Source organism: Blautia sp. HA8986 (assembly GCF_056504635.1).
The window spans coordinates 57,232-70,564 of record NZ_JBWLUQ010000001.1; the positions used below are offsets into that span (position 1 = coordinate 57,232).

12 protein-coding genes are annotated in these 13,333 nt (G+C 45.4%); 4 read left to right on the plus strand and 8 right to left on the minus strand.

Translation table 11 applies throughout. From position 1 onward, the window contains the following. Positions 1-112: 112 nt before the first annotated feature. Positions 113-1,726 (plus strand): LCP family glycopolymer transferase, encoded by a 1,614-nt coding sequence (locus AC04Q4_RS00255; protein WP_476388248.1) that lies wholly within the window; start codon positions 113-115, stop codon positions 1,724-1,726. Between the two features lie 138 nt (positions 1,727-1,864). On the opposite strand, the gene rfbD is transcribed toward AC04Q4_RS00255, so the two are convergent. The 4 genes from rfbD to AC04Q4_RS00275 form a co-directional block, all read right to left on the minus strand. Continuing rightward, positions 1,865-2,797 (minus strand): dTDP-4-dehydrorhamnose reductase, encoded by a 933-nt coding sequence (gene rfbD, locus AC04Q4_RS00260; RefSeq protein WP_476388249.1) that lies wholly within the window; start codon positions 2,795-2,797, stop codon positions 1,865-1,867. Continuing rightward, a complete protein-coding gene (rfbB, locus tag AC04Q4_RS00265) occupies positions 2,794-3,828 on the minus strand; it encodes a dTDP-glucose 4,6-dehydratase (protein WP_015525710.1) in 1,035 nt (344 codons plus the stop codon). Before rfbB ends, rfbD begins: the two co-directional genes overlap by 4 nt. A gap of 28 nt (positions 3,829-3,856) precedes the next feature. Beyond that, positions 3,857-4,753, minus strand: a complete 897-nt coding sequence (rfbA, locus tag AC04Q4_RS00270) for a glucose-1-phosphate thymidylyltransferase RfbA (RefSeq protein WP_173737582.1) — start codon at positions 4,751-4,753, stop codon at positions 3,857-3,859. Positions 4,754-4,876: 123 nt separating this feature from the next. Then, the gene (locus AC04Q4_RS00275) at positions 4,877-6,058 is read right to left on the minus strand and encodes a methyltransferase domain-containing protein (protein WP_476388250.1); all 1,182 of its coding nucleotides are present in this window, start codon (positions 6,056-6,058) and stop codon (positions 4,877-4,879) included. 234 nt (positions 6,059-6,292) lie between these two features. Between AC04Q4_RS00275 and AC04Q4_RS00280 the strand changes: the two genes are divergently transcribed. Beyond that, positions 6,293-7,291, plus strand: a complete 999-nt coding sequence (locus AC04Q4_RS00280) for an acyltransferase family protein (protein ID WP_476388251.1) — start codon at positions 6,293-6,295, stop codon at positions 7,289-7,291. Positions 7,292-7,461: 170 nt separating this feature from the next. Next, positions 7,462-8,172 (plus strand): hypothetical protein, encoded by a 711-nt coding sequence (locus AC04Q4_RS00285; RefSeq protein WP_476388252.1) that lies wholly within the window; start codon positions 7,462-7,464, stop codon positions 8,170-8,172. A gap of 86 nt (positions 8,173-8,258) precedes the next feature. Here the strand turns inward: AC04Q4_RS00285 and glgD are convergent, their stop codons facing one another. Further along, positions 8,259-9,380 carry a glucose-1-phosphate adenylyltransferase subunit GlgD gene (glgD, locus tag AC04Q4_RS00290; protein ID WP_476388253.1) on the minus strand — a complete coding sequence of 374 codons (1,122 nt, stop codon included), beginning with the start codon at positions 9,378-9,380 and terminating at the stop codon, positions 8,259-8,261. A 1-nt stretch (position 9,381) separates the two neighbouring features. Then, on the minus strand, positions 9,382-10,521 hold the full coding sequence (locus tag AC04Q4_RS00295) for a glucose-1-phosphate adenylyltransferase (RefSeq protein WP_119239971.1): 1,140 nt from the start codon (positions 10,519-10,521) through the stop codon (positions 9,382-9,384). 327 nt (positions 10,522-10,848) lie between these two features. Between AC04Q4_RS00295 and AC04Q4_RS00300 the strand changes: the two genes are divergently transcribed. Continuing rightward, a complete protein-coding gene (locus tag AC04Q4_RS00300) occupies positions 10,849-11,502 on the plus strand; it encodes a DUF3786 domain-containing protein (protein WP_173737587.1) in 654 nt (217 codons plus the stop codon). 65 nt (positions 11,503-11,567) lie between these two features. Here the strand turns inward: AC04Q4_RS00300 and AC04Q4_RS00305 are convergent, their stop codons facing one another. After that, positions 11,568-12,362, minus strand: a complete 795-nt coding sequence (locus tag AC04Q4_RS00305) for an ABC transporter permease (protein WP_173737588.1) — start codon at positions 12,360-12,362, stop codon at positions 11,568-11,570. Next, complete coding sequence (locus tag AC04Q4_RS00310) at positions 12,355-13,122, minus strand: ATP-binding cassette domain-containing protein (RefSeq protein ID WP_476388254.1); 768 nt, start codon at positions 13,120-13,122, stop codon at positions 12,355-12,357. Before AC04Q4_RS00310 ends, AC04Q4_RS00305 begins: the two co-directional genes overlap by 8 nt. Positions 13,123-13,333 lie beyond the last annotated feature (211 nt).

Below are 13,333 nucleotides of genomic sequence, written 5' to 3' on the forward strand. Positions count from 1 at the left end.
AGATTTGCAGCGAATAATTACAATATTAATATTCCTTGCTTTTACCTCAAAAAAAGCGTAAAATAATGAAGATGTTTAACTTAAACACTAAGACAAAAATGGAGGTTTGCATATGAGAAAAATGGGTAAGCATATCCCAGGGATGATCGTGACGCTGGTGGTTTTGATCGCTGCGATCGTGTTTGCAGTTATGCTCCTGAATATGAAAGTAGTCCCGACCAAGTTCCTGGCTGGTATTGGTTTGTTTATGCTGGTGCTGGTTTTGATCGTTGGGGCTCTTGTCTGGAGTACTGATGGTAAGATAAGGTTTGTTGTAGGTGTGATGCTGGCAGCTGTTTTTGCGGCTGTGTTCATTCTTGGAAGTATGTATATTTATAAGACACATTCCGCACTTGCAGGGATTTCCGGTGTAAATACTGAGGTGACTGAGGTTGGTATTTATGTCCGTGCAGATGATGCTGCGGATTCTGTTGCCGCTACAGCAGATTATGTGTATGGTGTGCTGACAGATCTTGACAGAGAGAACTCTGATAAGGCGATCCAGGAAGTTGATTCTGAGGTTGGCAAGAGTGTTCAGGTTCAGGAGTATACAGGACTTACAGAGCTTGTAGACGGGCTTCTGAATGGCCAGACAGGTGCGATCGTACTGAACAGTGCATATTTAAGCGTTATTGAAGAGATGGATGGATATTCCGATGTTTCTTCAAGAATCAAAGAGCTGACAGTGAAGAAGGTGGAGACAACTATCGAACCGCAGGAGACTGAGAATGAGACAGCACAGAATACCAATGATGGTTCTGTGTATACGATCTTTATCAGTGGTATTGACAGCCGAAGTGGTCTTGTGGCGAAGAGCCGAAGTGATTCCAATATTATTGCAACTGTGAATACAAATACAAGACAGGTATTGCTTGTTTCCACACCTCGTGATTATTTTGTTCCGCTTTCTATTTCAGGAGGACAGAGGGATAAGCTGACACATGCTGGTATCTATGGCATCAATGTATGTATGGATACTCTTGGAATGCTTTATAATGAGGATATCAATTATTATTTCAGGATCAACTTTGCAGGTTTTGAGCAGCTGATCGATGCACTGGGCGGTGTTACTGTTTATTCTGATTATGATTTTGATTCCAAGAATGAGACAGGATATCATTTTAACCAGGGGGAGAACTTACTGAATGGTGAGCAGGCACTGGTGTTCAGCCGTGAGCGTTATGCTTTTACTGAGGGAGACCGTCAGCGAGGTAAGAACCAGATGGCTGTTATCAAGGGCGTGATCAACAAGGCTCTTTCACCGGAGCTTCTGAAAAATTATTCGTCTGTTCTTTCCAGCATTCAGGGATGCTTTGAGACAAATATCTCTTATGAGGAGATCGCGAGACTGCTTCAGCAGCAGCTGAATAATGGCGGTTCCTGGAATATTGTAAGCTACAGTGTAGATGGCAGCGGTGATACACAGAAGCCGTACTCCATGAGTCAGAAAGCTTATGTTATGATTCCGGATGAGTCTACAGTTCAGAAGGCTGAAGAGATGATGAAGAAGGTTCGTAATGGAGAGTCTGTTTCTCAGGAAGAGGCTGATGCAGCTACATCTGCAGCAGATAATGATGTGCAGGCAACAGCAGAAGGCAGCACAGCTGCTGCTCAGGGAGAAACAGCCAATGCCACACAGGACGGCAGTGCAGAGACACAGCCGGCAGATGGTACTGTGCAGCAGTAATATAAATGTAGCTTGGATGGCAATAGTATAAGGCTGCATTAAAGAAATCATAAAATTAGATAAATTAGATAACAATAATACAACAGCCCGGGAAGCACAAATAATTTCCCGGGCTGTATTTATATTATTGTATACGTATTACAGAATTTCTTTCAGATATCTCTCCAGTGCGTCCTGCCATGTAGGAAGGGGCTGGAAGCCGTTTTTCATAAGTTTGGACTTATCCAGGCGGCTGTTAAATGGTCTGACTGCTTTGGATACGCCGTATTCTGCAGTTGTGACAGGAGAAACTTCTACTTTCTCGTATTCTTTGTGGCCGAGGGCAGCAGCCTGGCGGAAGATTTCTTTTGTGAAATCATACCAGCTGATGTAGCCGCCTTCGTTGGTTGCGTGATAGTAGCCATATTTTTCTGTTTCCAGCATGTCTACCAGAAGGCGGGCAAGGTCGAAGGTATAGGTTGGTGTACCGATCTGGTCGCTGACAACAGTAAGTTTGTCATGAGTTTTTCCGAGGTTTACCATGGTACGGATGAAGTTCTTGCCATTTTTGCCGAATACCCAGGCAATACGCACGATAAAGAATTTATCTACAGTGCCGGATACAGCAAGCTCGCCGTCCAGTTTAGTCTGGCCGTATACGTTCTGTGGGGCGTAGTCCTTGCAGTCAGGATCCCATGGAGCAGTTCCCTGACCATCGAAAACATAGTCAGTGGAAATGTACATCATCTTAATGCCAAGCTCTTTGCAGATATCTGCAATGTTCTGGGTTCCCACAACATTGACAAGACGTACTTTTTCGCGGTTCTCCTCATCCTCGGCAGCGTCTACAGCTGTCCATGCGGCACAGTGTACCACAGCGTCCGGCCTCACTTCGCGGATCACTTTTGCGACAGCATCTTTATCTGTGATATCAAGCTGTACATACGGCATGGCAGTAACTGGTGTACCGTCAGCAATGCCGCTGTAGGAAGGAGCGATGTCACTTCCTACACCTTCATGGCCACGTTTGGAGAGTTCATTCATTACGTCATGGCCAAGCTGGCCGCCAACGCCTGTTACGAAAAATTTCATGCTTTAACCTCCTCACGGTTTCCATACATTTTTTCGTAGTAGTTCTGGTACTCGCCGGAGATGATAGTTTCCCACCACTCTTTATTATCAAGGTACCATTTGATCGTCTTTTTGATACCGTCTGCGAATTTTGTTTCAGGGAGCCATCCAAGCTCGTTGTGGATCTTGGTCGGATCGATAGCGTAACGCATATCATGGCCTTTACGGTCAGCTACATGTGTAATCAGGCTCTCAGGTTTGCCGAGCTCTTTGCAGATCAGTTTAACGATGTCGATATTTTTCATCTCATTATGTCCGCCTACGTTGTAAACCTCACCTACGCGTCCTTTGTGGATGATCAGGTCAATAGCGCGGCAGTGGTCTTCAACATAGAGCCAGTCACGGACGTTCTCACCTTTTCCGTAAACAGGAAGAGGCTTGTCATTCAGTGCATTGGCAATCATAAGAGGAATCAGCTTTTCCGGGAAGTGATACGGACCATAGTTGTTGGAGCAGCGACTGATGGTTACAGGCAGGCCGTATGTTCTGTGGTAAGCAAGAACAAGAAGGTCAGCACCGGCTTTGGAAGAGCTGTACGGGCTGCTTGTGTGGATCGGAGTTTCCTCTGTAAAGAAAAGGTCCGGTCTGTCAAGCGGAAGATCTCCGTAAACCTCATCAGTGGAAACCTGATGATAACGCTGGATACCGTATTTACGGCAGGCATCCATAAGAACAGCAGTACCTTTGATGTTTGTGTCAAGGAATACTTCCGGGTTCTCGATGGAACGGTCTACGTGGCTCTCAGCTGCGAAGTTTACTACGATGTCCGGATGCTCTTCTTCGAAGAGTTTGTAAACCGCATCACGGTCTGTGATGCTTTCCTTTACGAAGCGGAAATTCGGTTTGTCCATAACCGGTGCAAGAGTGGAAAGATTTCCTGCATAAGTCAGGCAGTCCAGGCATACGATGCGATAGTCAGGATGAGCCTCCATCATATGAAAAATAAAATTGCTTCCGATAAATCCGGCACCGCCGGTAACGATAATTGTCATGTGAAAAAATCTCCTTTTATAATATTATTCAGTGAAGTGCGTCCAGATATTTGCCATCCAGAACATCCTTCAGATACTGTCCATACTGGTTTTTCTTGAGGATTTCATAAACCTTGAGAACATCATCCTTTGTGATCCAGCCATTTAAGTATGCGATCTCCTCAAGGCACGCGATCTTACGGTGCTGATGCTGCTCCATGGTTTTTACGAAGTTAGTTGCCTCAACAAGGCTTTCATGTGTACCGGTATCCAGCCATGTAAATCCCTGTCCCAGAAGCTCAACATTCAGCTGACCTTTCTCAAGATAAATGCGGTTCAAGTCTGTGATCTCAAGCTCGCCTCTTGCACTTGGTTTCAGATTCTTTGCATACTCAACAACTTTGTTGTCGTAGAAGTAAAGACCTGTTACGCAGTAGTTGCTTTTCGGCTGTGCCGGTTTCTCTTCAATGGAAACAGCTTTTCCGTTCCGGTCAAATTCTACGATTCCGAAACGCTCCGGATCATCTACATAGTATCCGAAAACAGTAGCACCCTTGCCTGATTCAGCATTGTCAACAGCTGCTTTCAGGCGTTTTTTAAGGCCGTGTCCTGCAAAAATGTTGTCGCCAAGAACCATGCATACTGTGTCATTGCCGATGAATTCCTCACCGATGATGAAAGCCTGAGCCAGTCCGTCCGGGCTTGGCTGTACAGCATAAGTAAGGTTTACGCCGAACTGATGTCCATCTCCAAGAAGCTCCTCAAATCTTGGTGTATCCTGAGGTGTGGAAATGATCAGGATATCACGGATGCCTGCGTTCATAAGAACGGACATCGGATAGTAGATCATCGGTTTGTCGAAGATCGGCAGAAGCTGTTTGGATGTTACCATGGTAAGCGGGTAAAGACGTGTTCCAGAGCCGCCTGCTAAAATAATTCCTTTCATATCGTTTCTCCTTTACATTGTGATGTGCAGCATTGACGTACCTGCACTTTTTACTGTGACCTCATTATAAAAGATGACGTAAGGTCACTTTCAAGAGACTTTTTTCATGTTTTTTATTTTTGTCTATTTTTCACAAAGAAATACGCCGGCATCCTTGGTAATGCGGAAACCTTTGGCAGTTTTTTTTGTAGCAAAGGCTCGGAATTCTTTGTAATGGTCAAGAATATACTGATTCTGATTGCCATGACAGGAGAGAACATAGGAAATCAGCGGCTCCGCATCCTGGACCAGGAGAAAATCTTCATAGGAGAGCCATTTTGCATCCGGGAAAAAAGGCTCCAGGATTTTCCTGCCGTTTTCTCTTCCGAAACGTTCATAAAGTTTATCAGCGGAGAGAACGATACGGTCGTCAAAATCTTCTACAAGCTGGCTGACTTCCTGCATATGGGCTTTCCCGTAGGCACTGCAGAGAAAATGTCCTCCAGGGGAAAGCACGCGGCATACCTCTTTCAGAACGGCAGGAATATCATCACAGTAAAAAAGCACATGATTGGCAATCACCAGATCAAAGCTTTCATCTTTGTAAGGAATCTTTTTGCAGTCAAAAGCCCGGAAAGCAAAGCGGGTATCAGAAGAACCGATGGCACGTCTGGCATCTCGGAGCATCCCGCTGGAAATATCGGAAAGTGTAATGGAAATATCTTCCGGGATCAGAGCCAGATTGTCAGTCCAGAGAGTTCCGTCACCGCAGCCCAGTTCCAGGATACGAAGTCTCGGTTTAATGTGGCACTGCTGAAAAATCCATGGAAACCAGCCCTGTTTGTTTTGTGAATAAAGGCTGTGGAGGTTGATCCTGGAGGAAATATTGGTGGCATTCTGATACTGGTTCTTGAGGCTTTTTTCCATGCCTGTAAGGTGGATCAGGTTCAGCATCTGACTCCAGTCGATGGTGTGCTGTTCCTGGATTGCCTGCGCTGTATCCTGGATGGCTTTTTCCACAAGCTGCATCTGCTCAATCCGGTCGCGCACAAGTCTGAGCTGGATATTCAGGGAATTGAGCATGAAATGGTAGTCAGAATCGCCGATCGTCATTTCACGGATATCATCCAGGGAAAAACCAAGGTATTTCAGAAGCAGGATCTGCTGGAGCCTTGCAAAATCCTCATCTGTATAAAAACGTGCACCGGATTCTGTGACCAGAGAAGGTTTCAGGATATCCTGTTTATCATAATAGCGGACTGTGCGCAGGGTAACATGAGCCATGCGTGCAAATTCGCCGGAAGAGTAGTAGCCGTCTTTTTTCATAAAAAATAGAATCCTTTCTGAGAAAATAACAAACATCCTGTCATAGAAGTCATAAAAGAATTATAATTCAGATCCAGAAGCCGTACAAGAGTAAAACGTATAAGAGTAAACCGTACAGGAGAAAAACAGCATTGACAAAATTCTGCTGGTTTGTTAGTATATCGTTTCGAAAAAAAGGGAACCCCGGAATCATATTTCCGGGATAAGCGTTCGATATAAAAAGGAGTAATTTTTATGCGAAACCGTACTCTGGATATGGTAAAGGCGATCTGTGCTTATGCAGTTGTGCTTCTTCACGTCCATTTTCCGGGAAATGCCGGAATTATAGCCAATGTACTTGCCAGATTTGCAGTACCTGTGTTTTTTATGGTATCCGGATATTTTTGTTTCCGTGGCGATGATACGGAATTTATAAGAACCGGAAAAAAGATCCGGCATGTTCTGAAGCTGATGTTTGTGGCATTTCCGGTCTGCTGTCTGTGGGAGCTGATTCAGAACCACATCGACGGAGCAAGCCAGAAGGAATGGCTGGAAGCACTGATTTCAGGGGAGCATATCCGCCAGTTTCTTCTATATAATAACAGCTCTCAGGTGAAATGGCATCTGTGGTTTCTCCCGGCACTGCTCTATTGTTATCTTCTTTTTGCCCTGGCAGCAAGATTCCGGATTTGTAAGCAGGTATATGTTCTGATACCGGTGCTTATTCTGATCCATTTCGGAATGGAGGAATTTTCGACCTTCCTGTTCCCGGAAAAGCATTTCCGTGTTATGCAGTTTCGCAACTATCTGTTTACCGGATTTCCGTTTTTTATGTGGGGACATCTGATACACAGATATCAGGAAAAGCTGGAAGCCTGTTTTGCAGGAAAAAAAGTGTTTCTTTTGTATGGCATGGCAGCTGTCGGCGGGATCATAAGTCTGCTGGAATATCGGTATTTTGGCAAACTGGAATTGTTTCTGGGCTCCGTACTTATGGCTGTTGGTCTTTTTCTCATTGCGATCATGGGAAAGGATTGGAAAGTGCCCGAGCTTCCGGCAGCCATCGGTCAGAAATATGCATTTTTTATTTATCTGTTTCATCTCTGCGTGGCTGATATCCTGAAGGATGTGGCTGTGGCAGCTGGAATTGAGAAAAATCTTTTATATCTGTGGATGAGACCGGTGATGGTCTGTATTCTTGTGACTGCTGTGGCGGTAATGTATGGATATGGAATGAGGATCTGTCGGAAATAGAAGAGTTTATGGTATTTTCATATTTATGCGCTGTGATTTTGTACCAAAATATGCTAAAATATCCTTTATTGATAAGTCACAGCACCCACCCGGAGGATGCGGGGAAAACGACTGGAATATCCTGCTTCAGGGTAAAAAATACTGAGACATGAAAGACAAAGGAGATTTTTATGGATTTACAAAACAGAGCGGAGGCCGGCAGTGACGGACACGATGAGAGTGTACTGAATCCGGAGATACCCAACGAAACTGATCTGACGAAGAAGGAACGCCGCCGGATCGAAAAAGAGAAACTGAAGGGAATGGGAACAGGGAAGAAGATTCAGTATATCTGGATGTATTATAAGATACATATGCTGTGCGTGCTTCTTGCCATTGGCGGAGTCTGTCTGGGAGTGAATATTTATCGTCACGCACAGATGAAGACGGTGCTTTCCATTGCAGTGGTGAATGCAGGGAATTTTGACTCTGAGAAGGTGGAAGAGGATGCTCTGAAGACACTGGGAACAGAGGATAAATATGCAGAAGTCAGTGTGGCGCAGAATCTGATGACGGACGAGACAGGAGAGGATTTTGATTACTATGCCAGGATCGCATATGTGACGGAAATCCAGAGTGCTACCGTTGATGTCCTGATCATGCCGAAGGAACTCTATGAACATGAGAAAGACAGCGGAATGTATGCAGATCTCAGGGAAACGTTTGGAGATGAGGTGTTTGAGTCTCTGGGCGCTGTGGATGATCAGCATCTGGAGCTTGACGGCAACAGTAGTGTTGCTCAGGAATTTGGCCTGAGATATGATCCGGTGTGCATCTGCCTTCCGGGTAATGTGAAGAATAAGGATAATGCGTTGAAATGGATCCAGTCTGTTCTGAAATGACGGATCCATATGCTTAGCTGAGTACAGAGATAAATAAGGCCTCCGGTTCGTAACACAGGAACCGGAGGCCTTATTATATATGAATATTACAGTGTATCGTTACGTTTGATGTAGCCAGGCTCATCAGCAGGACTGATGATCTCCTTGGCATGTGTGATCTTGACATGCTTGTCTACGACCAGATTTTCGATATGGACATTCTCACCGATGGTGCAGTCCGCAAGAACGACACAGTTCTTGATAACAGCGCCCTTTTTGATGGTACAGCCACGTCCGACAATGGAATTCTCTACAGTTCCCTCGATCATGGAGCCGTTGGAGATAACGGAGTTGGAAACATTAGCTGTGTCAAAATAATGGGTCGGACAGGAGTTGTTGGTGCGTGTATAGATCGGCCAGTTATCATGGAAAAGATCCGTTGCAGTTTTGTAGTCGATCAGATCCATATTTGCATCGTGATAGCTCTTGAAATTAGTGATCGATGCAAAATATCCGCGATGAGATATACCACGCACATCCAGCTCACCGTCTCTGCAACCGGCATTGATCACGTCTGCAAGGGTATAAAGAGAGGAAATCTCTTTTGCCTTATGGATGAGGCTGATGAAAAGCTCCTTGCTCATTACGTAGGTATCCATGAAAATGTTGCGGTTCTTTGCATTGCCGTGGTTGTGCTCAATGGAGAGAACACCCTTCTGACGGTTCAGGTTCAGGATGTGGCAGTTCAGATGGTTCTCCTTGGCATTATCAACGGAATGATAAAGCATGGTCACATCCGCGCCGGATTCGATATGGGCATCGATCAGCTTGGAGTAGTCGGTGGTGTAGATCATGTAATTCGGAGCGATAACAACATACGGATAATGAACTGCTTCGATGCACTCCAGATTGGAGTAGTAGTTGTCGATATCGGTGTTATAGATATCGTTGACTCCGGAATGCTCTGAAAAGAGGATCTGGAGATTACCGCTCTTGGAGTTGATGTTGTAGTGACGTCCGGTTCCGAGATGTTCCACAAGAGAACGGGGTTTGTTCTTTACATAGACCTGAATGTACTCAATCCCGCTGTTGGTCATATTTGAGATCGGGAAGTCGATGACACGATATCTTCCGAGAAATGAAAAGGCGCCGATCGCACGGTAGTCCTGAAGCCCCTCCACATGGATATTTCTTTCTGAGGAATTCACGATTCCAAATGCTTTAAACATATTACTCAGCCCCCTTTACACGTTTTGATACAAGTTCGATGTGCTCACTGTCTTTGGAACCGACACGAGCGTTGGCACCGATCACGACTCCGCCTGCAACGAGAGCACGCTGGACAACGGCACCTGCCTCGACAACAACACCCGGCATCAGGACACTGTCGATGATCTTGGCACCAGGACCGACCTTGACGCCTGTGAAAAGTACGGAGTTGGTGATCTCACCCTCCACAACACAGCCCTGAGTGATGAAAGCAGTGTTGATCACAGCGGTATCACAGATATACTGTGGAAGAGATGTAGCATCCTCAGTGTAGATCTTCCAGGTAGGATCGTTAAGATCCAGTTCACTGTTAGGACTGAGAAGATCCATGTTTGCTTCCCAGAGGGAATCAATGGTTCCTACATCCTTCCAGTAGCCTTTGAACTTGTAGGCGTAGAGTGCCTTGTCCTGTGCAAGGAGTGTAGGGATGATGTCTTTACCGAAATCGTGATTGGAATCTGGATTTTTGATATCTGCCAGCAGGAGCTTGCGCAGAAGCTTCCAGTTGAATATGTAGATACCCATGGAGGCAAGATTGCTCTTCGGGTGTTCCGGTTTCTCTTCAAATTCCACGATGCGGTCATCTTCACCGGTGTTCATGATACCGAAACGGCTGGCTTCCTTCATGGGAACCTCGATAACTGCAATAGTCGCATCTGCCTTATGCTGGATATGGTCATCAAGCATCTTTGCATAATTCATCTTATAGATGTGGTCACCGGAAAGGATCAGAAGGTATTCCGGGTTCTGTGAGTCGATGAAATCAATATTCTGAGAGATCGCATCAGCTGTTCCACGGTATACATCCAGACCGGCATCAGCCTTTTCACGTGGAGGAAGTACATAAACTCCGCTGTCCTTGGCATCAAGGCCCCAGCGGCCACCGGCTGCTACATAGCTGTTCAGTAAAACTGATTCATACTGTGTCAGTACACCTACGACATCAATGCCGCTGTTGGCACAGTTACTGAGCGGAAAATCCACGATACGGTATTTACCGCCATAACCAACGGCTGGCTTGGCAACTTTATTCGTCAACTCGTGAAGACGACTTCCTCTTCCACCGGCCAGGATCATTGCTAACATACTGTTTTGTTTCATGGCGAATCCTCACTTTCATTTCTTGTTTACCGCCAGGAAAAATTTAACCATCAAAACGATAAACTTTGTTCATATTATACACCTTTTTGAAATGAAAATCTAGTTTTTTGTGCAAAAAAACGTTATTTTTGTGTTGAAATTTTTAGCAGATAAGTAAAATTCATGGCATGATTTGTCGGATAAGAACGAAACATACAAAGTCAGTCCACAATGCCGGAGAAAAAATCAGAAACATTCAGGTCCGGATATGCTTGCGCATAAGAGGGAAAAAGTGTATTCTGAAAAAAATAACGTAAAATATAGCAAAATACTTCGGGAGGAAATGTGATGCAGGAAGAAAAAATTTCCAACTATGTGAAGCTCTGCATGGAATGGGCGGATAAATTTATGCAGATGGATCGGAAGGATCTGTTAAGACGGGTTCCTGAGCTGAAAGAAGAAAAAGGATATCTGACGATAGAGCATTTTGGACGAAAATATGGGATCAGTGAAAAGGATGGAAGTATCTGCAGCCTGGATGGGGATCAGGAGCCGGGCACAACGGAGATGCTAAATATTTATACACTCCTTGGCTACGCAAAAGAAGGCGCTTTTTTTATGGACAGGTGGGTTCCTTTTGCAGATCTTCGCAATGCCAGGCCTTTTGCACCAGCATACAAGATCGGTGAGACGGATGTGTTCAGTGCAACATTTTCCGGCCATGCGAAGGAGCTGCGGGAAGCTTTTATAAAACTTGGAGGAAAAGGACTTCCTCAGGGAGATGTGGGCTATGAGATCAAAGCGTTCCAGTGCATTCCACTGCGGTTCTTTTTCTGGGATCGTGATGAGGAGTTTGAAGCAGAAGGAAACATTCTCTTTGATTACAGTGCAACGGATTTCAATCACGTGGAAAGTGCAGTATCCATTGCTGACGTAGGAATCAAACGTCTGGCAGAGATTGCAGGCTTGCCTCTCCGGGGAAAAAATTTCCACATGCATTAAGATAACAGCCAAAAGCGAGGCAAAGCTGCTTTTGGCTGTTTTAACCAGTGACAATAAGAGGTTCATTATTTCTTTTGAACACTCTTTTCTACAAGGTTCAGCACTGCGTACAGACCCATAGCAATGATGCACAGGATCACAATGGACATCAGCACCCAGGTGAGCTTAAAGGTCTGGCTGCCGTAGATAATAAGATATCCAAGGCCTCTTCTGGCACCGATGAATTCGCCGATGATCACGCCAACCAGACAAAGGCCGATATTTACCTTCATAACACTTAAGATCAGAGGAACAGAAGCTGGCAGAACGATTTTTGTCAGCTTCTCTTTTTTATGTCCGCCAAGAGTTTCGATCAGTTTCAGTTTATCCGGATCAGCCTGGCAGAAACCGGAATACAGATTGATGATGGAGCCAAAGATGGCAACGGATATACCGGCTACAACGATGGTACGTTCATTGGCACCGAGCCATACAATAAGAAGCGGCGCAAGAGCTGATTTCGGCAGACTGTTGAGAACCACAAGATAAGGTTCCAGAACCAGGGAAGTCCGTGGAGAGCACCAGAGAAGGACTGCGGTTCCCACACCCAGGAGCACAACAAAAAAGAAACTGACAAGAGTCTCTGTCAGCGTAACTGCAATATGGAAAAAAAGCGACTGATCCCTGCACATGGTGAGGAAGGTTTTTGCAATCAGGGATGGACTGCTGAAAATAAAAGAGTCGATCCATCCGCGTGCGGCGGACACTTCCCAGAGTCCCATAAACAGGACAAAGATAAGGATGCGCGCTGCAAAAATCAGGTGTTTTTCTTTTTTCTTCTGGGATAGATATTGTTTCTGTCGGGTGGAAATTTCAGGCATTTTTGTTCAGCTCCTTCCATATAAGATTGAAATATTTTTTGAAATCAGGAGCATTCCGGGAAGTCAGAGGGGTACGTTTTTCCACAGAAAGATGGATATCCACTACTTTTTGAACTGTGGCAGGACGGGCGGAAAGAACCAGCACCTGGTCAGCCATGCTGATAGCCTCAGAGATATCATGCGTCACCAGAATGGCAGGCTTGCCTGAGCTTTTGAGGATTTTTCCGATGTCGTCACTGACATTCAGCCGTGTCTGGTAATCCAGCGCAGAAAAGGGCTCATCCAAAAGTAAAAGTTCAGGCTCCAGCACAAGGGTGCGGATCAGTGCTGCGCGCTGGCGCATACCGCCGGAAAGCTGGGAAGGTCTGGCATCCCGAAAGCGGTCAAGACCGTAGGTGTGAAGAAGCTCTTCTGCGTGTGCAAGCTTTTCAGGGGTGAGTTCTCCACGGATCTCAAGGCCAAGGAGGATGTTTTTATAGATGCTGCGCCATTCCAGAAGATGGTCCTTCTGGAGCATGTATCCAATAGACGTACTGCCGGAAGAAACTGTTTTTCCCTTTAGAGTGATGGAGCCGCATTCAGGTTCGATCAGGCCGGCGATAAGGTTAAGAAGGGTGGATTTTCCACAGCCGGAAGGTCCTACAATGGACAGGAATTCACCAGGCATCAGGTCAAAGGATATATGGGAAAGGGCGGGTGTCTCGCCGGATAAGGTGTGATAGGAAAGACACACATCCCGTACTTTTAAGACAGGATCCATGAATATTTGCCTCCGTTTCATATTTGATGGTATAATATTATCATATGTCTGAATCATAAGAAGGCGCACGGATAAGAGAATGTTCCGTGGTGCCGGGGATAGATTCGGCAATATAGAAAATGATGATTACAGTTTACAGGTAATATATTCAGAGTATTGCTGGTCATGCAGCAAACAGTAATGAATACGATGGACGGAAAGGAGATCCGAT

Coding starts and splice junctions, on each gene's coding strand:
- glgD (WP_476388253.1), bottom strand. CDS start 9,380: ATGTTTAAAGCATTTGGAATCGTGAATTCCTCAGAAAGAAATATCCAT.
- AC04Q4_RS00305 (WP_173737588.1), bottom strand. CDS start 12,362: ATGCCTGAAATTTCCACCCGACAGAAACAATATCTATCCCAGAAGAAA.
- AC04Q4_RS00280 (WP_476388251.1), top strand. CDS start 6,293: ATGCGAAACCGTACTCTGGATATGGTAAAGGCGATCTGTGCTTATGCA.
- AC04Q4_RS00285 (WP_476388252.1), top strand. CDS start 7,462: ATGGATTTACAAAACAGAGCGGAGGCCGGCAGTGACGGACACGATGAG.
- AC04Q4_RS00310 (WP_476388254.1), bottom strand. CDS start 13,122: ATGGATCCTGTCTTAAAAGTACGGGATGTGTGTCTTTCCTATCACACC.
- rfbA (WP_173737582.1), bottom strand. CDS start 4,753: ATGAAAGGAATTATTTTAGCAGGCGGCTCTGGAACACGTCTTTACCCG.
- AC04Q4_RS00300 (WP_173737587.1), top strand. CDS start 10,849: ATGCAGGAAGAAAAAATTTCCAACTATGTGAAGCTCTGCATGGAATGG.
- AC04Q4_RS00275 (WP_476388250.1), bottom strand. CDS start 6,058: ATGAAAAAAGACGGCTACTACTCTTCCGGCGAATTTGCACGCATGGCT.
- rfbD (WP_476388249.1), bottom strand. CDS start 2,797: ATGAAATTTTTCGTAACAGGCGTTGGCGGCCAGCTTGGCCATGACGTA.
- AC04Q4_RS00255 (WP_476388248.1), top strand. CDS start 113: ATGAGAAAAATGGGTAAGCATATCCCAGGGATGATCGTGACGCTGGTG.
- AC04Q4_RS00295 (WP_119239971.1), bottom strand. CDS start 10,521: ATGAAACAAAACAGTATGTTAGCAATGATCCTGGCCGGTGGAAGAGGA.
- rfbB (WP_015525710.1), bottom strand. CDS start 3,828: ATGACAATTATCGTTACCGGCGGTGCCGGATTTATCGGAAGCAATTTT.